Source organism: Bacillus sp. hwrm1 (assembly GCF_040207805.1).
In the GTDB taxonomy this organism is placed as follows: domain Bacteria; phylum Bacillota; class Bacilli; order Bacillales; family Bacillaceae; genus Bacillus; species Bacillus velezensis.
Window position 1 is genome coordinate 1872336 of record NZ_CP157943.1, and the last position, 20400, is coordinate 1892735.

The following is a 20400-nucleotide window of genomic DNA, read 5'->3' on the forward strand; positions in this document are numbered from 1 at the left end:
GCTTCGACTCACCCATCAAATTCAAAAATAAAGGAGAGTTTAAATGGCAATCGATATTTTCAACCCTCAAATTTCTGTAGTAGCAAAAGGAACAGAAGGAAAAGTTATAACAGTCTATGGGCCGAATAATCTAGGTAAGACAAAACAGAGCACAAGAATGAAAAAACCCTTATATCTCCCATTCGAAAAAGGATTGAATGCTATTGCTGGTGTTCCATTCATGCCTGTCAATAGTTGGGCTGATTTTAAAAAGGTAAACAAGCAGTTAAATAAAAATGCTGAAAAGGCCAAAGAAAGGTATCAGTCAATCATTGTTGATGAAGTAGACGCATTCGCTAAATATGCAACAAGATATGTTTGTGAACAATATGATGTTGAACGGATTAAAGACGGAAATGACGGTTATGGACTTTGGAAAGAGTATGAAACTGAAGTATGGGAAGAAATTAACAAACTAATCAGTGTCGGATTTACCGTTATTTTTATAGCTCATGCTGCAGAAGACAAAAAAGGGAAGGTACAACCGAAAGGAGATAAGCGAGTTTTAGCTCCAGTACTTGATAACAGTGATATTGTCCTCTATCTAACTTCTAATGGAGTTGATGAAGATGGAAAGGTTATTAAATCAAGCGCCTGGCTGGCTGAAACAGATGAGTATTTCGCTCGAAGCCGATTCGATTACATTGACACATACCTTCCTGAATTCACTGCAGAGAACCTGGAGAAGGCCATTATCGAGGCAGTTGAAAGACAGGAAGAAGCAGAAGGTATTGTTGCTGTTACATATGAAGAGCAAAAACAAAACAATGCTTCAGAGGAGCTTGATTATGACTCTTTGATGGAGCAAATCAAAGAAGTTGGAATTAAGCTCAATGGAGAGGGACGATTGGAAGAGGTTAATGAGATTACAGAGAAGCATTTAGGCAAGGGAGTTAAAGTGACTGAATGCAGCCGCAAACAAGTAAACGTCATGTCTGTAATCTTGGATGATCTAAAAGATCTTCTATCTAAATAAACTGGGGGGATTATTCCCTCCTCCTTATTAGGGGTGATTATTTGGGAAGACAAGTCAAATGTCCATATTGTGAGACTAAATTAGATAAGGATTTAGCGATTCCTTATAAAAAAAGATACTACCATGAACAGTGCTTCAACACGTGGAGACAAGAGGCAGACCATCGAAAAGATTTACTTCAATACATATGCAACTTATATGGTCTTGCATCTCCGACAGGTATGATGCTAAAACAGATCAAAGAGTTTCAAGAGGATTATGGTTATAAGCTAAAAGGAATCGAGCTTGCGCTTAAGTACTTTTATGAAACACTGGCGAATCATCCAAGAGAAGGTGATGGCATTGGAATTGTCCCTTTTGTATATGACGAGGCCAAGCGACATTACATTAAACAAAAGGCAATCCAAAAATCAGCTGAAGACCCTAAAAATCACAAAAGAGAAGAAATCACGTTAATTATAAAAAAGGGATTGCCAGAGAAAAGGGGACTTCTTGACATCTCAACATTATAGGAAGGAGAGTCCATTTGCTACAAGACAAAAAAGCAATTATACAAGTGTTGGGGAGCATATTAAAGGAACCCTCGCTCTTATCTGAAAGTAACGGATACAACCTATCAAAGGCCGACTTTCCCGAAAGATTTCATTCAATTCTCTTTGCTGCAATGTGTAACTTATTTAATCAAGGCACAGAGGTTATAAATGAAGTGGAGATTGATGGATATCTAAAAAACTATGGAATTCAGTATAAAGTTTTCAATGACAATGACGGTATAAATTATATTCATACAATACAGAATTTGGCCGAAGTCGAAAACTTTGAGTTTTATTATAACCGTTTAAAAAAGTTTAGTTTAATCAGGGAAATGCATGGACTAGGGTTTGACGTTAGAGAGATATACGATCATACAATAATTGATCCTAGAGAGCAAGAGGCTATGCAGGAACGTTTTGATAAGAAGTCAATAGAAGAAATACTTTCACATTACGAAATGAAGATTATTGAAGTAAAAGATAAATTCAAAACAAACAGTCAAAGCAAGGGTATTCAGGCTGGAGAGGGTGTTCATCAGTTTTTAGATAGGTTAAAGCTCTCACCAGATATTGGAGTACCTTTGAACAGTGAAATTCAAACTTCGATTTTTAGGGGATCTCGAAGGAAAAAGTTCTATTTGAGATCGGGTACCACTGGAGGAGGTAAGACAAGAAACATGGTTGCAGATGCCTGCTTCTTAGGCGCTACCCAAATTTACAATATCAAAGAAAAACAATGGGAAGATAACCTTTTTAGAGAGAACGCATCTGTAATTTCAACGGAAATGGTACCTGAGGAACTGCAAAGTATAGCAATAGCATATATCTCAGGTGTACCAGAAGAGAAAATACTTCGAAATTCCGCTACAAAGTCTGAAGAAGAAAGAATTAGAAAGGCGGCAGATATATTAGAGGAATCACCTATTTGGTTTGAACATTTGCCGGATTTCAATATCAAAGAAATAGAAGAGACTATTGAGAAGAACGTTAGAAAATACAATGTCGGGTATATTTATTTTGATTATATCCATTCCTCTGTAACCATTTTTTCAGAAATGAGCAGAAACAGTGGAATAAGCTTAAGAGAAGACCAAATTTTATTGCTTATGGCCGATAAGTTAAAGGCTTTATGTAATAAATATGATGTTTTTATGATGAGTGCAACGCAGCTGAACGGTGAATGGAAGGACGCTTGGCTAAAAGGTCTACAAATTGATGCTAATTATTTAAGGGGAAGTAAGGCTATTGCAGATAAAACTGACGTAGCGATGATTATTCTTCCATTAAGCAAAAAAGAGAAGGAAGCTGCTTCAGACATAATGAAGAATGGCTTTGGATACAAGATGCCTAACTTTGTTGTCCATGTATTTAAGAATCGTGGGAATAAACATGATAAGCTGAAGATTTTTACATACATAAACATGGATATCATGAGAACGGAAGATTGTTTCACAACAAATATTGATAACGAATTAATCACAGTTGAAAAATTGAATATTAAAGCAGGATAAGGGGTGTAGCACCCTTTGAAATATGACAAGGACAGAATAAAAGAAAGCCTTACGCTTGAGGATATACATAAGATATTAAAAGAATTGGGTAGCGAAAATAATCAATGGGATCAACAAGGGAACCCAATATACAGAACCGTTTGCCATAACGCTTCTGGGGGAAGCTACAAGCTGTATTATTATCACGAAGCAAAGCAATTTCATTGCTATACAGAATGTGGAGATACATTCGATGTCTTTGAACTTGTTATACGAGCAAAAAGTCAAAAAGGGATCAATATGCCTTTCAATCAAGCCATTGAGTATGTTGCAAGGCTGGCTGGGAGAACATTTGGTTTCGGTAATAGAGAGACATTCACGAATAATGATTTAATTGATGACTGGGAATGGATGGGGAAGTTCAATAAGAAGAAAAAGATAGCCATTGAACTTCCCAGCTTCAATGAGACTGTTTTAGATGTATTTATGCCTTATCCTCATCAAATGTGGTTAGACGAGGGGATAAGCATGCAAACATTAAATGACTTTGAAATTGGCTACTATTTTAGAAGCTACACAGAAGGTATAACCATTCCACATCGAGATTTAAATAATAGATTGATTGGCATACGTAGACGATCTCTTATTAAAGAGGAAGTTGATGCCGGCTATAAATATATGCCTTTAAAAGTTGGGAATACCCTGTATAATCATCAGACCATGATGAATTTATATGGATTACATAAAACAAAAGATTCTATTGAAAGGTTTAAAAAAGCTTTAATTTTTGAATCGGAAAAGTCTGTGTTAAAATGCCAGGATTTTTATGAAGAAGCAAATTTCACATGTGCAGTCTGTTCAAACAACATTTCAAATTTTCACCGTGATATCTTACTTTCTCTTGGAGTGGAAGAAGTGTTTATTGCTTTAGATAAATATAGACCACCGAAAGAGCATGAGACAGAGGAGATGTATCAACGTAAACTGCTAGAGTATCAGAAAAAAATCTTGAAGCTTGCAGCAAAATTTACGCCGTATGTTCGTGTGTATGTTTTATGGGATTTTGAAAACATGCTGGATTATAAAGACAGTCCAGCTGATAAGGGAAAAGACGTTTTAGAGGAGTTGATGAGAAGAAAAATAGAAATCAATACGAATGAAGGAGGGGTTTAGTGGCTTATAAACTCATTGGCAACAATGATTATAATTTCAATCCATTATCGACAATTTTTAAAAACAGAGGGATTGAAAATCCGAAGAGCTTTATTGATGTGAACCAGAGCTCAGTCATTCATTTTTCAAAACTCGATAACATTGATAAAGCATCTGATTGTTTAATAAAGCATTTAGAGAATAAAAATAAAATATTTGTTCAAGTGGATAGCGATGTAGATGGGTACACATCCAGTTCAATCATTATCAATTACATAAAAGCAATTTATCCGAAAGCTGACATACAATACCGGATTCATGAAGATAAAGAGCACGGCATTTTCATTGATACAATTCCTGATGATGTCGACTTAGTTTTAATTCCGGATGCTGGATCAGGTCAATTTGATGAACATGAGGAGCTAAAAAAGAATGGCGTAGATGTAATTGTTATTGACCATCATGAATGTGAAAGAGAATCTAAACACGCTATAGTCGTCAACAATCAGCTCTCGACTGAGTATTCAAACAAAACATTATCGGGTGCTGGAATGGCATATAAGCTTTGCCAGGCCATTGATTATAAGCTAGGCAAAACCAAAGCAGAACAATTTTTAGATCTTGTTTCTATTGGTAATATAGCCGATTCAGCTGATTCAAGAAATCTAGAGACCAGGTACTTTATGAATGAAGGCTTAAGGAACATTAAGCATCCATTAATCAAAAAGCTCTTTAAAAAACAAGAGTTTTCAACCAAGGGTTGCACAAACATACAGAACACACAGTTCTTTATTAATCCATTAATTAACGCAGCTATAAGGGTCGGTAGTAGTGAAGAAAAAGATCAATTGTTGAGATCGTTTCTGTTGTCTAAAGAAAAAGTTCCATATAAGAAACGTGGACAAGATGAAATCAATCTCGTGTCAATTCACGATGACACAGTCAGGATTTTGGGGAACCTTAAAGCTAAACAGAAACGCATTGTTGATGCAGCTACAGTGGAAATTAAAAACAGAATTGAAGAAAAGAATTTGGTAGCTAATAAAGTGCTTATAGTCTACACTGAGGGAATTTTGGATAAAAGCTTGACTGGGCTAGTAGCAAACGTACTTGCAGGTGAATATAAAAAGCCAGTTTTGCTGGCTAGAAAAAGCGATGAAGAAGAAGGGATGTTGAGCGGGTCTATTCGAGGGTATGAGACTGGCCACATCAAAGATTTTAAAAAAGAGCTAACAGATACTGGGCTGTTTGAATTTGTTAAAGGCCATCCAAATGCAGCCGGATTTGCAATCAAGCGTGAAAACTTGATTTTGGTTAATGAAGTTCTAAATGAAAAATTTAAAGATATAGAGACAGGTGAAGAAGTTCAAAATGTTGACTTTGAGATACCGGCTAATCAACTTAGAAAGGAATTTTTAATTAAGCTGTATAGCTATAAAGATTATTGGGGCTATAAGGTCGAAGAACCATTAGTAGCAATAACAGAACTAGAAGTTGATGTTGATCAAATTGAACACATCGGGAAAAAGAACAAGACAACAGTCAAGTTTAAACATGGAGATATTGAATACATACGCTTTAAAAGTGATACAGAATACTTTGAGAAAATTACTCAATCAAATGGAACTTTAATACTTAATGTTGTTGGTAAGGCAAAGGTAAATGAATATAAGGGCAGACAAACACCTCAAATTGAAATTTATGACTTGGAGGTGGTTCGTACAAAGAAAAAAGAACTTGTGTTTTAAGGGGGATGAAAATTGATTGGATGTCACTGCCACACTGATAAAAGTAACATAAGACTACTCGATTCAACAAACTCAGTTGGAGAATTGCTTAAGACAGCTGTTCAGATGAATTATAAAGGATTGGCTATTACTGACCATGAGGTTCTTTCAGCGCATTTGGAAGCGATTAAGACTGTCAGAGAAATGAAGAAGAAGGGAGATATGCCTGCAGATTTTAAACTCATATTGGGGAATGAAGCATATTTAGTCGATTCACTGGAAGAAGTCCGCGATAACTATAAGTCAGGACAGACAAAGTTTCCGCACTTTCTAATGTTGGCAATTGACCCTAAAGGACACGAGCAGCTAAGAATACTATCTTCACAAGCCTGGGAAAATTCATTTTACACAGGAACAATGGAAAGAGTGCCAACAGTTAAAAAGGATGTAGAAGAACTGCTTAGCAAAGATCCAGGTCATATTATCGCTACAACAGCTTGTCTTGGCTCTGAGGTGAATATCAATTTACTCAGAATCAAAGAATGCGAAGAAAGCGGAGACATTCAGTCAATCAAGCAGCACAAATTAAAAATTCATGAGTTTATAACATGGTGTGTAAAAGTCTTTGGGAAAGATAAGTTCTTTATTGAGCTTCAGCCAGCTTTAAGTGAAGAACAGATTTATTGTAATAAGAAACTTGTTGATATAGCTAACGGCTATGGATTGAAAGTGATTGTCACAACCGATGCACACTTTCTTAGACCGGAAGACAGGGCAATTCATCAAGCCTTTTTAAACGCAAAGGATGGAGAGAGAGAAGTCGACTCTTTTTATGAGGCATGTTTTGTTCAGAATGTTGATGAAATTCATGAGAGAATGGACTACATGGACAAAGAGATAATCAAAGAGGCCATTGAAAACACATTGCTAATTGGAGAGATGATTGAAGACTATACTATTGAGCACGAACCAATTATTCCAAAAATGGCTTTACCTGAGTTTGAATTATCCCATTTGTTCAAGCCGGCTTATGAGAAATATAAATATATAAAATTAATGGCTGAATCTGATGAAGAACAGGACAGGTATTTGTTAAAGCTAATTGAAGATGGTTTTAAGGCAAAGCTAATGAAAAAGGATATGTCTAGAAAAGAGTTGCACTCAATTTTAAAACGGATTGATCTAGAATTGGGTGAGCTATGGGAAATTAGTGAGAAGCTAAAACAGGCCATGTCATCTTATTATGTTACCGTCCGGGAAATCATCAATACAATTTGGGATGATGAATGTGGAGGAGACAGCTTAGTTGGAGCAGCAAGGGGGAGCGCAGCAGGTTTTTTAGTAAATTACTTGTTAGACATTACGCAAATTAACCCAATGCAGTACAACCTTCCTCATTGGCGTCACATACATAAATCGAGACCAGATTTGCCGGATATCGATATTGATACTGAAGGATCTAAGCGTCCAAGAATCTTAAAAGCATTAAGGGACAAGTTTGGAGAAAAAAGAGTACTGCAGATTTGCACTTTTGGAACTGAGAAATCTAAATCCGCACTTCAAACTGCTTGCAGAGGCTTAGGAATTGATAATGATATCTCTCAATATTTAAGTGGAATGATTCCATTTGAAAGGGGAGCAAACTGGACTCTCTCCGATTGCTTCTTTGGCAATGAAAAATTAGGTAGAAAGCCTATCAAGGAATTTATTAGAGAGGTCGAGGGATATCCCAATCTGAAAGAAACCTGTCTGAAAATTGAAGGTTTAACTAACAAACGATCTTCTCATGCAGCCGGCGTCCTAATATTCAATGATGAATACACCAAATCAAACGCAATGATGAGGACACCAAAAGGAGCATATATCACACAGTTCAATATGGGCGACAGTGAAGCAATGGGTTCAGTTAAGTATGATCTGTTGACTATTGAGGGATTAGATAAAATTCGAGTAGCCTTAGACCAGCTTATCGAAGACAATCAAATAGAGTCCCAAGGAACTTTAAAAAGAACTTATACTAAGTATTTGCATCCAGATACTTTGGAGTATAACTCTAAGAGAATATGGGAAATGGCTGGCGAAGGAGAAATAATGGATTTGTTTCAGTTTGATACAGAAGTGGGCAACCAATCCGTTGTTAAAGTTAAGCCGAAAAACTTATTGGAAACAGCCGTAACAAATTCTTTAATGAGACTGATGTCAGAAGGGGAAGAACAGCCTGTAGATACATATGTAAGATTTAAAAAAGACATCGACCACTGGTATCAAGAAATGAGAAATTACAATTTAAGTTCAGAAGAAATGGATGTACTTAAAAAACATCTATATAAACCAGAAGAAGGTCTATACGGGATCGCAGATACACAGGAATCAGTTATGATGCTATCCATGGACAAAGAAATTGCTGGGTTTACCATTGAAGAATCTAATAAGCTAAGAAAAGGGATAGCCAAAAAAATCAAAAAAATGATTGATGCAATAAAGACAATGTTTTTTGAGAAAGGGCGAAGCTTGGGAACATCTGAAAACCTTTTAAAATATGTCTGGGAAGTACAATTTAAAAGACAATTCGGATACTCGTTCAGCAGCCTGCATACTCTTGCATATTCTATTATTGCTCTTCAAGAATTGAACCTTAACTATAAGTACAACCCATTGTATTGGAGCACAGCTTGTTTAACGGTCAACAGTGGTGGAATTGAGAGCGAAGAAGATCAGGCCACCAAAAAATCAGCCGCCACAAACTATGGGAAAGTGGCTGCAGCTATAGGGAATATCAGAAAAAGAGGAATTAAAGTTGATTTACCTGATATCAATAGCGCAAATTTTGGTTTTAAAGCAGATACGGAAAGTAACTCTATTATATTTGGATTAAAAGGAATGAATGGAATTGGTGACGATGTTGTTCATCAAATAATTGTAAATAGGCCATACAGTGACTTTGACGACTTCATCGAAAGAATGTTCAAAAGTAGCATCCTTAAAAAAGGACAGATGATCCAACTAATAAAAGGTGGTTGTTTTGATTCTTTTGGTGATAGACAAAAAATAATGAAATCCTTTATTAGTTTGATATCTGAGCCTAAAACCAAACTGACTTTATCGAATTTAAAAATGCTAATCGAAAACAATATTGTTCCCCAGGAATATGCTTTAGAAATTAGATTCTTCCGTTTCAAAGAATACATCAGCAAAAAGGTTTACAAGACAATGAAATCTCCAAAAGACAGGCTTTTCTTATTAGATGATATGTCTTCCGACTTTTACAATCAACATTTCAGTGAAAGCGGAATCGTTGATATGATTAATGGTCAACTTGTTGTATCAGAAAGATTGTTTAAAAAAGAATATGACAGTAAAATGTCCAAAATCAAAAACTGGATATCGACTGAAGAAGCCTTAAGTGGACTTAACAATTGCTCACTTAAGAAAGAGTGGTCTAAGTATGCCGATGGATCTCTTGGTAAATGGGAGATGGATTCATTGAGTTATTATTATAACGATCATGAACTTGCTGGTGTTAACTTTGCTAAGTATGATATTGCTGATTTCTATGAGTTGCCAGAAGAGCCGATCAAAGGGAAACCATATCAATGGCGAGGAAAAACTCTGTATGAATATGAAACGACTCGAATTATAGGAACCGTATTAGACAGGGATAAAAACAAGCACACCATCACACTCCTTACACCTACAGGAGTGGTTACAGTTAAACAGTGGGCTGGCAGCTTTGGACATTATAATAAACAGATTTCTCGACCTGTTGCCGGCGGCAAGAAAGAGGTTGTTGAGAAGTCTTGGTATACCAGAGGAACTTTGCTCATGTTCACTGGTTTCAGAAGAGGCAACAACTTTATTCCTAAAGTATATAAAAACAGCATCTATAGCCACACGGTCTGTAGAATTGATCATGTTGATAGGAAAGGGAATATCAGCCTAACAACCAAAAGAGCTGAGGCATAGGAGGCAGGATTATCAATAAAAATTTTATGAATAAAAATAAAATAAAAATGAACATTTTCAAGTCCGTTTATGGTATGATGATTTTAATTCCCTTAACCACTTTTTCTTACATAAGTTATGAACAGCATTTACATAAAACAGAGGGAAATGAAGACTTAATAAAAGAATCATTTTATAAGAAGCCTAGACAGATTAGGATCCCATCAAGTGAGAATATTGTCTTGCGGTTATTTAAAAAAGCTCAAACGAACAAAGAACAACAATTAAAAAAGCATACAGAGAAGATTATCTCAGCAAAACTCATTAAACCTAAGCAAAGTAAGAAAAGGCACATGAGAGGAGGTGAAAAGGCAAAGCATAGAGTTTTTAAGAGTAAAAATAAAATCATAATCAAAGGAAACAAGCCACCGGCGGCAAAGAAAACCATCCAGGTTAAGCTGAGTGCTTATATTGCCCACTGCCAAGAAGGATGCACAGGAACAACTAGAACAGGTGTTGATGTTACTCAATCAATCTATTACAAAGGGTATCGTGTTATTGCAACCGATCCAAGTGTCATTCCCTTGAATTCAATTGTTGAAATAAGCATTGGTGGGGAAACGTTCAAAGCAATTGCAATTGATACTGGAGGCGCAATCGTTGGAAATAAAGTGGACTTGCTTGTAGCAACCGAGCGTGACGCAATTAATTTTGGCAAGCAAAATGGGACAATCTCGATTATTAGTTAGGAGGCGGTTAATTGCCGAAGTTTTGGTCTTATCCAGAAGGGTTAAAAGTCATCATAAATGAGAATGCAAAGAACGCTTGTCCTCATCATGTTGGACGGGAGGGGAAAATTATTGAGTTGCTTCACTCTGCGACATATGATTACGCGGTCAGTGATGAAACAGGTGATATTACATTCTTCAAGGAGCATGAATTAAATCCAGCTAAAGGAGGTTAATTGTATGTTCAAAAAGGGAGAGAAGGTGATTGCTGGTTTCACAGGAGAGATTGGTGTTGTTGCACAAGTTGATAAAGGACATGAGCAATTAGAAGTTGAGTATCCAGACGGCTCATATAGAGTGCTTGGCTTCAGCAATGTAAGAAGGGTGGAAGATAAATGACGATGATAATTTTAGAAGGCGCTGACTGCTGCTATAAATCAACAGTAGCAGATAAGCTAAGCAAAGAACTCGGATATCCGGTAATAAAGGGATCCAGCTTTGAATTGGCCAAGAGCGGTAATGAGAAGCTGTTTGAACACTTTAATAAGCTAGCCGATGAGGACAATGTAATTATTGACCGATACATATATTCAAATTTGGTTTATGCGAGGAAGTTCAAGGATTACTCAATCTTAACGGAAGAACAGCAAAGGCTGATTGAGGAGAAGATTAGAGACAAAGCCAAGGTGATCTACTTACATGCTGATCCGAAAGTTATTAAGCAGCGTTTAAGTGAACGTGGTGATGAATACATAAATGATCGAGATATTGAACCGGTCTTAGAGTTATACAGAGAAGTAATGAGCGATACAGGATTACATACATATTCATGGGATACAGAGCAGTGGCCTAGCAAAGAAATTGCTGAAGACATAATCTTTTTAATGGGATAGGGGGATTTATGAAGAAAGTAATTGCAATTGATATGGATCAAGTTTTAGCTGATTTACTAAGTGATTGGGTAGCCTACATTAACGCCTATGACGATCCTTTTCTAAAAGAGGAAGATATACTGTGCTGGAATATTAGCAAATATACAAATACCCAAAACAATGTTTATAGACATTTGGATTACGAATTGTTCAGAAATCTGGATGTTATAGAAGGAAGTCAGAGGATAGTTGAGGAGCTGACGAAGAAATATGAAGTATATGTTGTTACTACAGCAACAAACCATCCGGAATCCCTTAAAGCAAAGTTAGAATGGCTTACAGAGCATTTTCCATTTATTCCACATAGCAATGTGGTGCTTTGTGGCAATAAAAACATAATTAAAGCAGATATCATGGTTGATGACGGAGTACATAACTTAGAAACATTTGATGGAATGAAGATACTATTTGATGCACCGCATAACAGGAATGACAATAGATTTATTCGTGTTATGAATTGGGAAGAGATTGAACGGAAATTACTTTAAAATATCATTATATTTAGAGTGAAAATAAAGTTAAAAGGAGTGAATTAACACTCCTTAGTAAACTAACGTGCTTCTACTGTAATTTTATAAATCACATAATTGTCGTTAATGTCATACGCGTAAACCATTGCTGTGCCTAAAGTTGAATGAGAGGATACGACACCACTGGAACTAATGCTTATAAGGTTGCTTCCAGATACAATTTCCCACCGGGTGTAACCTTTTAATAGAGATACGTTAGAATTCCTAAGCATGTGGTAATCAACTGTACCGAGCGGATCGCCTAGCTGCTTAACTTGGTCAACTGATTTGACAGGTGTTAGGGCTGAAGCTTGTGATGTGAATGCAGGGAGAGCTAGTGTTGTAAGCGATAGAGCAGAAACAATCAATCCTTTGTAAAACTTTTTCATAAGGATTACCTCCTAGGTTTTGATTGTAAGTACAACCCTAGTCTAACATGTAAAATATTTGAAATGTGTGAAGTGTTTGTGAAACCGATTAAAAGATCAATTTTATTTAGAATAAAAATAAAATATATGGAGGTTGTTTATTGAGTAAACTACTAGTAATGAGTCTTTTTAGTGGAATCGGTGCGTTTGAAGCTGCACTAAGAAACATTGGGGTTGAATATGAACTGGTTGGCTTTAGTGAAATTGATAAATATGCTATTAAGTCATATTGTGCGATTCACAACGTTGATGAGCAGCTAAACTACGGTGATGTAAGTAAGATAGATAAATCGTTTTTGCCTGAATTTGATCTTTTAGTTGGAGGGTCACCTTGTCAAAGCTTTAGTATAGCCGGTCATCGGAGAGGGTTTGAAGACACAAGAGGAACATTGTTTTTTCAATACATTGAAACTCTTAAGGAAAAGCAACCAAAATTCTTTGTTTTTGAGAATGTTAAAGGGTTAATTAATCATGATAAAGGCAACACCTTAAATGTGATGGCAGAAGCTTTTAGTGAGGTTGGTTACAGAATTGATCTAGAACTGCTTAACTCAAAATTCTTCAATGTCCCTCAGAATAGAGAGCGGTTATACATAATTGGAATTAGAGAAGACTTAATTAAAAATGAAGAATGGGAGCTGGATCTTAACAGAAAGGATGTGTTAATTAAGGGGAAAAAGAGATTAAAGCAGTTAAAGATTAATAGCTTTAACTTTAACTGGTCAGAGCAAGTTTCTACTAGTAAGAGACTTAAAGATTTATTAGAAGCTTATGTCGATGAGAAATACTATTTGAACGAAGATAAAACAGCAAAGCTGATTGAAGAATTGTCGTCAAGAGGTCTTAATATGAAAGAAACTGATGAATGTCAGCTTATTGGACGAGTTGAATTACGAGGGCATGATGCAATCAGGCGAGTAGACTCGCCTGAAGGGGTATCGCCAACATTAACTACTATGGGAGGCGGCCACAGAGAACCTAAAATTGTTGTTGAACAAGTAGGTAACATCAATCCATCCGGAAACGGAATGAATGGTAACGTATACAATTCGTCTGGATTAAGCCCCACTATTACCACTAATAAAGGAGAGGGTTTAAAAATTGCAGTAGAGTACTCAAGAAAAAGCGGGCTTGGCAGAGAACTTGACGTATCTCATACACTTTCTGCTTCCGATTGGAGAGGATTGAACAGAAATCAAAAACAAAACGCTGTCGTTGAGGTAAGACCAGTTTTAACTCCTGAAAGAGAAGAAAAGCGACAAAATGGAAGAAGATTTAAAGACGATGGTGAACCAGCATTTACGGTAAATACTATTGACAGGCACGGTGTAGCAATTGGAGAATATCCAAAATACAGAATTAGAAAATTAACACCGTTAGAGTGCTTTAGGCTACAAGCTTTTGATGATGAAGATTTTGAAAAAGCTTTTGCAGCGGGAATAAGTAACTCACAATTATATAAGCAAGCCGGTAATTCAATTACTGTAACTGTGCTTGAATCAATATTCAAGGAATTAATACATACATACGTTAATAAAGAATCTGAATAAAATTTGTCTTTTAAAGAATAAAAATAAAATATAAGAGGTGGAGTCTGTGGTGAACTATCCAGAAAGTTTAAAAGAGGAAGCCGAAAAGATTAAAGACGAAGTAAGAAGCGGAAAATTAGACGAGGAGAAAATAAAAGCGATTGCTAAGTCTGCAGTTGAGTTTTTAAAATCCGAAGAGAAGAGCCATACACATTATGCAGAAGTTGTCGGTGCAATTGCTGCAAACCTAGAAGAGTTTTTTAAGACTTACCTAAAAGAGGATTAATACAACAGGATAAAAAGAAAGGATAAAGGGATGTTTATTGAAAAGGTACTATGTTAGATGTAAAGATCACAAGGACGAAAATACGTCTTTGATAATTGAGGCACTATCAGCTGAACAGGCAAAACGAAAGGCATTAGACATACATAAAGTAAAGATCGTTTATAACGTGAGCATTGGTGAAGGAACGTCAAGGAATTATCTTGAACGAAAATATTCTCCATACATAAAAAATAACAACAGCAAGGCAATAATTATCTTTTCATAAGGGAGGACGGATCCGTGTACATATTTGATCCAATAAAAGAAACGCTTGTGCAAAATATGGATCAACTTAGCAGCAGAGTTGATGAGTTGTTCATTTACCTTGAAAATGAGTTGCCTTCAACATCTGAAAGACAATGGAAAACTATAGACAAAAAATTCGGTGAGATTTTTACTAAATCTAAGGAATTACAAAATTACATAAGTTGTTTATAAAGGTGAGCAATATCCCCTTGTTATAAGGACATCTGTGTTACTTAATATTCAAAATCAGTAGTATTTCTTAACAATTATTTATATGATTGGTAGCATTTATTAAAGAAAGAAGGTGATTTATGAGATTGTTTGTTTGATAAGTATTGGTGCCAGAGCGAATTATATTTTTACAAAGGGGATATTTTAATGAACAATTTTTATCGAACGATCTTAGCACTAGTTGCCGTATTTGTCCTAGCCTTTTCAACATTTCCTCCGAACAGTGATGCAAAGAGCACAATCTCAACAGATAATGTCGACAAGGATAAAGTAAAATCAGAGGCAGAATTTATTGCAGATCACACTATTGATGTGAGTAAAAAGACTAAGGAAAAACTTCTATTCAAGGCAGAAAAAGCAATTGAAGATGGAGACATTAAGTATCATAAATCAAACGAAAAGGTATTTGATAATGCATCAGTTAGAGGTATCAAGTATGATGATGGCACAGTAACTTATTCGGTTTCTTATTTATACGTGGATACTGAAAAAGTAGACAGAGTTAGCTCATTCAATGTTTCGTTTGATAGCGATATGAATATTGAAGAGTACTATGAAGTTGACATGAAGAAAATCAGCAGTACTCAAAACGAAATGAATTATTGGGTTAATGGTGTTAAGGATGAGGACAAGTCAGGGGTCTTTGAAACAAAACAAACTTCAGAGGACAAAGTAAGTTCATCTAACATGATGAGTGCTCAGAAGAGTTGGACTGGATGCGTATCAGATTGCTTAGGTGATAAGAATATTAGCCAATGGGCAATTACCGGTTTAGCTATTTTATGTGGAGCTGCATGCACAGCTGGTGTTCCAGCAACAGCGGGGACTGCTTGCTATGCTTGTGTAAATTCTGCTGGTATTATTGGTGTAAATGCATTCTTTGATTGTATGGAGAAGTGTAAATGATCAATATCTTAAGTAAAATACTATTTATTTTGTCTGGTTGCGCATTGTTGATCTTTGGGATAATTTTAAAGGATGGATCAATGGCTTTTGGGTTGTTTGCCTTATTATTCATAGCAGCAATAATTGTTCGTGTATTTCATAAACGAACTGAAGACCATTAGCGGCAGCCTTATTGTACTGTAGGGGAGGAAACTCTCCTACTTTTAAAAAAATATTTAGAATAAAAATAAAATAGTTATTGATTGTTCGGGTGAAAGCGAGTATATTAGAAATATAGGAAGCGAGGTGATGCATTGGAGTGTGTTAAATGCAAGGATCACATTGGCGACATCGTTTATTACATAAGAATAGCTGACAACAAAGAATATAAGGAATTCGCGGTACATAAAGAATGCGGAGAAGCAATCAAGAAAGAATGTATTGAAAATTGTAAAGACATGAAATTAGAAAAGACATTGGATTACTTGCAGTTATTTTTAGAGTAAAAATAAAATATTCCTTTTATCAAGAATCGAGGTGAATGAAATTTCATATTTGATACTGGGTCTAATCTTATTCGGCTCAATATTCTTAGGAAATGGATTGGCATGTTTGGTTGAGAATAAAAACTTTAAAGAAGGTAAGCCATTTTATATTACGGTTTTCTTAATAGGAGGATGTTCACTCATTCTTGGAGTTATTCTTACAGTGATATGAACAATGTGAAGGGAAATAGCCAGAATGAAATATTCATAATTTCCCGGGCAAGCGCAGTATACGACAAATCAAAACAAATAATGAGGAGAGATAGAAGATGTCAAAAGTTAAATTTACAGGCAAGGTTGGAGCAAAACGTATGAGCTTTATGAAGGAAGGTACAAAGGAGCTTCATTCAGCCTACTATGCAACTGTTGAAAGTACTGATGGACAAATGTTTACAATCAAAGACCCATCAGCACCATTTAAATTAGCTGAAGCGGCTACTGAAAAAGAAGCGATGGAAAAAGCTGAACAGTACCTAAATAGAGTTGGACTAAGCTGAAAAATTGAAAAACATGGAGGAACATAATGCAACTAGCCATTAATATTCTTGAACTTGTTGGTCTTTTGTTGATTGGTTTTGTATCAATAGATACATATGGAATGAAAAGGAGAATAAAACCTCTAATTGCTACATGGATATTAGCGATTTCTGGTTCAGCGTTCATGAGTGCGGCTATCTTATTGATCCTCAGCAATATCTAAATAAATTATTAAATTAAAGGGAGAATGAGAATATGCAAACCTTAAATGCACCGATTTACGAAGTAAAACAGGATAGTGATTGGTATAAGTCTGAGATGAAACGAAAAAACGGCATTAACGCCTTCTTCGATAAATTCGAAGAAAAGTATGGAATCAAGGGAGGCTTCTCGTTTTACCACTCTGAATATTTCGGAGTCTATGAAGGAACCGAAGCGTATGAAGTATTTAAAAATGACATTGTTAAAAATCCAAAAGACGGATTTTACGCTATCAAAAAACGATCTAAGCATTTTAAAGAAATTAAAGCTATGATTGAGAAAATTGAAGAGGTGAGTCCTTTTAGGTCTCATGATGAACTTGGTTTAAATAACATGACTGGTCGTCAGTGGATAGATGACAGATGGTTCTTTGGAGTTAAAAGTGAACAACTTGTTAAAGGAGAAAGTGTGGTTGCTATTGACTATAAAGATTATCTAAAAATTGTAATGGAGCATTTAGATTAAAATTCAATTTTTATAAAGAAAGGAGAAAACCATGAGAGACATTACATCCGAATTCACATTAAGAGGAGTAAACAGAAAAACTCTGAAACTCCTGGCAACTAAGAGTATTGATTATCCAGATACATGGGTAAAAGTGCAAATTGGAGATCAAATGGCAGAAGTTGAGGCCAAACAACTATTGGTGGCAATAACGGCATTTAATGAAATGTAACGTTAAAGACATCCTTGTAAGGAGGTGAATGAGTGGGACGCCATAAAGCAACATTTGAAGGATTGGTTATGAAAGAAAGTTATTACGCACACCGTGCCCCAGGCACAGAGAGGTGGATTACTCAGCCAGTGTGTAAGGTAACTCGTACTGAACCAATCTTCGAGGGCTATATAGATATTGAGCCTATAGAAATTGGAGGTAAAGTTTATATCCCTGGACTTAACGAATATGTCATAGTGACTGACAGGCAGCGAAACATACATAACGAATGGACATATCAAACCGACAGAGTGATCAAGACAATTGTAGATGAAAAAAGCTTGAAGGAATGCGAAGAACTCAATGAGGAGCAAGTAAAAAGCAGTGATGGTCTAAAACAAAGGCTTACTAAAGCTTCTTGGTGGAAGAGGCTAATTAAAAAAGACTAAAGGAGAGAAATTTATTGAATAAGGATACAAAGGATATTTGGAACGGTTTCTTTATCGGATCAGGTTCTCTGATTGTAGTTGGATTACTCATTTTTGTTGAAGCATTGACTATGTCACTAGTTGTCTATTATGGATTGAATCACGTGTTAAATCCTTTGCTTATTGATACATACAACATTCAAAATGTCCATGTCACTTTACCTCATGCATTTGTTATTGGTGTTTTACTCAATATATTTGTCAAAGGTGTAAAACAGTCAGATCAAGAAAAAAACGAACACATCTTCAAGAAAGCAGGCAAGTCGTTATTGTATTCAGCTTTTGCACTGATCGTTCTGTATGTGAGCACACTGTTTATCTAACAAGGAGAAACTCGCATGAACTTAAATACATGGAGGGTGATGTTATGGAATTAACAAAGAAGATTACAACGGCTAGAGGTACATATGAAATTAAATTATCCGTTAAAGAAGGGGAAGTTTTACGATAGCACATTTTAGAATGGGAGGTTAAGGATTTTATTACGAAAAATACATTAGCTGCAGGCACTGGAGTTCCGGGGTTAATCATATACTCAGGTTTAAGAAAATGGAGTCTAATTGAACAAGTTAAAAAAATTATTGGAAGAGTAGAAGCAGATGAATTGCGACAGAAGGAAAAGAACGAGGATATTGAAGAATTTAATGACTGGAACGGAGTTCTTGCATAACCGGTTAAAAGTTTTATTTTAAACAAATAATAAAGGGGTTTTAAAATGAAAATCAAAAATGCAGAACTGTACAAAGTCATTGAAAATAAATATTTACCTAATAACAAAATCGGAATCATGGAATTCGAAAATTGTGAGATGTATGAGGAAAACCAGCATATTTTCTTAGAAACCGATGAAAAAGCTATTGATTATCACACTCTCTATAATTATTTAGATAAGAAAGTATTCTTAAGTGTAAGCAGGAATGGGGTGGAAAGACCTTCGGTTATCCCAGTTAAATTTAAAAGAGATGCTCATTTTTCAGTAAGAAAAGTAACCAGATTGGAATTTGAAGTTCAAGAGCCATGTATAACTATTTCTTAAAAGAAATTAATTAAAAGGATGATTTTAAAGGAAGAGGAGGAAAGCCCGTGGCTTATGATGAGATTTATAGCAAGTTAATTAACCCAAAAGTAAGTGATGTAATTAAAGCATTACAAGATCAACTTGATTTTTACGGCGACACACCAGTTAACTTCAGGATTGATGGTGAAGAAACAAGGGATGAGATTCAATTATATCCATATAAAAATGTTCTTGTGTTGCATTTAGAGGAAGTTTAAGGAGGAAAGCTACAATAGACACATTTGATTTTATCGGATGTCATTTTAAACACTATAAAGGTGGCATTTACAAGGTTATTGGAGAGGCTATTCACACTGAAACAGAAGAAAAGCTGGTTACATATGAAGACCATGACGGAGTTCTTTGGGCAAGACCTAAAGACATGTTCCTTGGAAAAGTGGTTGTTGATGGTAAAGAGATTAAGAGATTCACAAAAATAAACTAAAAGGATGATGAAAATGAATAAAAAATATGGACTTTATTGCATGGGAACACTTGTTAATACTTATGATGATGCTATTGAGGCTCATAATGATGCTGTGTATGCTCAAGAAGAAAGTGGAGTACCACATGAGGTAAGAGTAATTCAATAAAATAAGAGGAGGACATTAAATGATTCAAGGATTTTATAAAGATCAGAAACTTCACCTTATAGAAGATCCTATGCAGCAGTACACTGTCATGAAAGTTGAAGAAAATGCAGTATGTGTTTACCGATGGATCGATGACTATAGACACAAAATTGAAAGATTCACAGATGTTGATGAAGCTAAAAAGCTCCTTGGAGAGGGCTGGCCAAAACAATAATAAAGGAAGATACAGAAATTTACAATTGGAGGACGAATAGATGTCGGAAAGTAACTATAAACCGTCAGTTCCTAGATGGGTTGGTGATATTCTCTTAAAACAGAAAAAACAAGATCCATTCGCTACGCTCGGGGAAACGAAAAGGTGGGACGAGTGGAAACATAGATATTCAAGAAAATTAAAGTACGCAAGATTAAACGGATGGACGATTGAAGAAGAGTAAGGAGGGCAAAAAGATACGGATTAAATCTAGATAAAATCACAGTTTCATAGGAAGGGGAAGCAAAATGAGTGCAGCAAGAAAGTGGAGAGATTTGAGAAGCAAATTAATTGGATATAAGGTCTACGGTAAGTTCAGCGATGTTGTTATTGACCATATTCTCAATGATATGGATAAGTTAGACGTAAGACATGACAAAGATAAAAACAAAAAATAGA

Annotated in this window: 29 protein-coding genes; 28 read left to right on the forward strand and 1 reads right to left on the reverse strand. The window is 35.6% G+C overall.

Going from position 1 to position 20400, the window contains the following annotated elements; translation table 11 throughout:
- The first annotated feature begins 43 nt into the window (after positions 1-43).
- The 11 genes from ABK447_RS09680 to ABK447_RS09730 are packed head-to-tail and all read left to right on the forward strand — an operon-like array spanning position 44 to position 12007.
- A complete protein-coding gene (locus tag ABK447_RS09680) occupies positions 44-1015 on the forward strand; it encodes an ATP-binding protein (RefSeq protein ID WP_038458615.1) in 972 nt (323 codons plus the stop codon).
- 41 nt (positions 1016-1056) lie between these two features.
- Positions 1057-1527 (forward strand): hypothetical protein, encoded by a 471-nt coding sequence (locus tag ABK447_RS09685; RefSeq protein ID WP_197200308.1) that lies wholly within the window; start codon positions 1057-1059, stop codon positions 1525-1527.
- 14 nt (positions 1528-1541) lie between these two features.
- Positions 1542-3059 (forward strand): replicative DNA helicase, encoded by a 1518-nt coding sequence (locus ABK447_RS09690; RefSeq protein WP_045207846.1) that lies wholly within the window; start codon positions 1542-1544, stop codon positions 3057-3059.
- Positions 3060-3074: 15 nt separating this feature from the next.
- Positions 3075-4211: a hypothetical protein gene (locus ABK447_RS09695; protein WP_045207845.1), complete on the forward strand. Its 1137-nt coding sequence runs from the start codon at positions 3075-3077 to the stop codon at positions 4209-4211.
- Positions 4211-5938 (forward strand): single-stranded-DNA-specific exonuclease RecJ, encoded by a 1728-nt coding sequence (gene recJ, locus ABK447_RS09700; RefSeq protein WP_197200307.1) that lies wholly within the window; start codon positions 4211-4213, stop codon positions 5936-5938. The genes ABK447_RS09695 and recJ overlap by 1 nt, the downstream gene beginning before the upstream one ends.
- Before the next feature lie 12 nt (positions 5939-5950).
- Positions 5951-9880 carry a DNA polymerase III subunit alpha gene (locus tag ABK447_RS09705; protein ID WP_197200306.1) on the forward strand — a complete coding sequence of 1310 codons (3930 nt, stop codon included), beginning with the start codon at positions 5951-5953 and terminating at the stop codon, positions 9878-9880.
- A gap of 26 nt (positions 9881-9906) precedes the next feature.
- Positions 9907-10608 (forward strand): 3D domain-containing protein, encoded by a 702-nt coding sequence (locus ABK447_RS09710; RefSeq protein WP_349909938.1) that lies wholly within the window; start codon positions 9907-9909, stop codon positions 10606-10608.
- A gap of 11 nt (positions 10609-10619) precedes the next feature.
- Complete coding sequence (locus ABK447_RS09715; protein ID WP_014417936.1) at positions 10620-10823, forward strand: YorP family protein; 204 nt, start codon at positions 10620-10622, stop codon at positions 10821-10823.
- A gap of 4 nt (positions 10824-10827) precedes the next feature.
- A complete protein-coding gene (locus tag ABK447_RS09720) occupies positions 10828-10986 on the forward strand; it encodes a hypothetical protein (RefSeq protein ID WP_165882056.1) in 159 nt (52 codons plus the stop codon).
- Positions 10983-11480 (forward strand): AAA family ATPase, encoded by a 498-nt coding sequence (locus ABK447_RS09725; RefSeq protein ID WP_163113697.1) that lies wholly within the window; start codon positions 10983-10985, stop codon positions 11478-11480. The genes ABK447_RS09720 and ABK447_RS09725 overlap by 4 nt, the downstream gene beginning before the upstream one ends.
- Positions 11481-11488: 8 nt before the next feature.
- A complete protein-coding gene (locus tag ABK447_RS09730) occupies positions 11489-12007 on the forward strand; it encodes a 5'-3'-deoxyribonucleotidase (protein ID WP_072589230.1) in 519 nt (172 codons plus the stop codon).
- A gap of 62 nt (positions 12008-12069) precedes the next feature.
- Here ABK447_RS09730 and ABK447_RS09735 read toward each other — a convergent pair whose 3' ends face one another.
- The gene (locus tag ABK447_RS09735; protein WP_197200304.1) at positions 12070-12417 is read right to left on the reverse strand and encodes a hypothetical protein; all 348 of its coding nucleotides are present in this window, start codon (positions 12415-12417) and stop codon (positions 12070-12072) included.
- Positions 12418-12557: 140 nt separating this feature from the next.
- Between ABK447_RS09735 and dcm the strand changes: the two genes are divergently transcribed.
- The 17 genes from dcm to ABK447_RS09820 all read left to right on the forward strand — a co-directional run bounded on the left by dcm (position 12558) and on the right by ABK447_RS09820 (position 20399).
- A complete protein-coding gene (dcm, locus tag ABK447_RS09740) occupies positions 12558-14006 on the forward strand; it encodes a DNA (cytosine-5-)-methyltransferase (RefSeq protein WP_238810246.1) in 1449 nt (482 codons plus the stop codon).
- Positions 14007-14052: 46 nt separating this feature from the next.
- Positions 14053-14271: a hypothetical protein gene (locus ABK447_RS09745; RefSeq protein WP_197200303.1), complete on the forward strand. Its 219-nt coding sequence runs from the start codon at positions 14053-14055 to the stop codon at positions 14269-14271.
- Positions 14272-14550: 279 nt separating this feature from the next.
- Positions 14551-14748 carry a hypothetical protein gene (locus ABK447_RS09750; RefSeq protein ID WP_197200302.1) on the forward strand — a complete coding sequence of 66 codons (198 nt, stop codon included), beginning with the start codon at positions 14551-14553 and terminating at the stop codon, positions 14746-14748.
- A 186-nt stretch (positions 14749-14934) separates the two neighbouring features.
- Positions 14935-15693 (forward strand): hypothetical protein, encoded by a 759-nt coding sequence (locus ABK447_RS09755; protein ID WP_197200301.1) that lies wholly within the window; start codon positions 14935-14937, stop codon positions 15691-15693.
- 793 nt (positions 15694-16486) lie between these two features.
- Complete coding sequence (locus ABK447_RS09760) at positions 16487-16714, forward strand: hypothetical protein (RefSeq protein ID WP_160228887.1); 228 nt, start codon at positions 16487-16489, stop codon at positions 16712-16714.
- A 26-nt stretch (positions 16715-16740) separates the two neighbouring features.
- A complete protein-coding gene (locus ABK447_RS09765; protein ID WP_160228885.1) occupies positions 16741-16917 on the forward strand; it encodes a hypothetical protein in 177 nt (58 codons plus the stop codon).
- 32 nt (positions 16918-16949) lie between these two features.
- Positions 16950-17420, forward strand: coding sequence for a hypothetical protein (locus tag ABK447_RS09770; RefSeq protein WP_160228883.1), 471 nt, complete (start codon positions 16950-16952; stop codon positions 17418-17420).
- Between the two features lie 31 nt (positions 17421-17451).
- Positions 17452-17631 (forward strand): hypothetical protein, encoded by a 180-nt coding sequence (locus tag ABK447_RS09775; RefSeq protein ID WP_020954083.1) that lies wholly within the window; start codon positions 17452-17454, stop codon positions 17629-17631.
- Between the two features lie 32 nt (positions 17632-17663).
- Positions 17664-18059 carry a hypothetical protein gene (locus tag ABK447_RS09780; protein ID WP_160228881.1) on the forward strand — a complete coding sequence of 132 codons (396 nt, stop codon included), beginning with the start codon at positions 17664-17666 and terminating at the stop codon, positions 18057-18059.
- A gap of 14 nt (positions 18060-18073) precedes the next feature.
- Complete coding sequence (locus ABK447_RS09785) at positions 18074-18421, forward strand: hypothetical protein (protein ID WP_160228879.1); 348 nt, start codon at positions 18074-18076, stop codon at positions 18419-18421.
- Between the two features lie 392 nt (positions 18422-18813).
- Positions 18814-19134: a hypothetical protein gene (locus tag ABK447_RS09790; protein WP_197200300.1), complete on the forward strand. Its 321-nt coding sequence runs from the start codon at positions 18814-18816 to the stop codon at positions 19132-19134.
- 47 nt (positions 19135-19181) lie between these two features.
- Positions 19182-19373 (forward strand): hypothetical protein, encoded by a 192-nt coding sequence (locus ABK447_RS09795; protein WP_197200299.1) that lies wholly within the window; start codon positions 19182-19184, stop codon positions 19371-19373.
- 89 nt (positions 19374-19462) lie between these two features.
- Positions 19463-19600 (forward strand): DUF1653 domain-containing protein, encoded by a 138-nt coding sequence (locus ABK447_RS09800; RefSeq protein WP_236822294.1) that lies wholly within the window; start codon positions 19463-19465, stop codon positions 19598-19600.
- A gap of 13 nt (positions 19601-19613) precedes the next feature.
- A complete protein-coding gene (locus tag ABK447_RS09805) occupies positions 19614-19748 on the forward strand; it encodes a hypothetical protein (protein WP_068947567.1) in 135 nt (44 codons plus the stop codon).
- Between the two features lie 19 nt (positions 19749-19767).
- The gene (locus ABK447_RS09810) at positions 19768-19962 is read left to right on the forward strand and encodes a hypothetical protein (RefSeq protein WP_068947568.1); all 195 of its coding nucleotides are present in this window, start codon (positions 19768-19770) and stop codon (positions 19960-19962) included.
- A 40-nt stretch (positions 19963-20002) separates the two neighbouring features.
- Complete coding sequence (locus tag ABK447_RS09815) at positions 20003-20185, forward strand: hypothetical protein (RefSeq protein ID WP_197200298.1); 183 nt, start codon at positions 20003-20005, stop codon at positions 20183-20185.
- 64 nt (positions 20186-20249) lie between these two features.
- On the forward strand, positions 20250-20399 hold the full coding sequence (locus ABK447_RS09820) for a hypothetical protein (protein ID WP_020954075.1): 150 nt from the start codon (positions 20250-20252) through the stop codon (positions 20397-20399).
- The last annotated feature ends 1 nt before the right edge of the window (position 20400 follow it).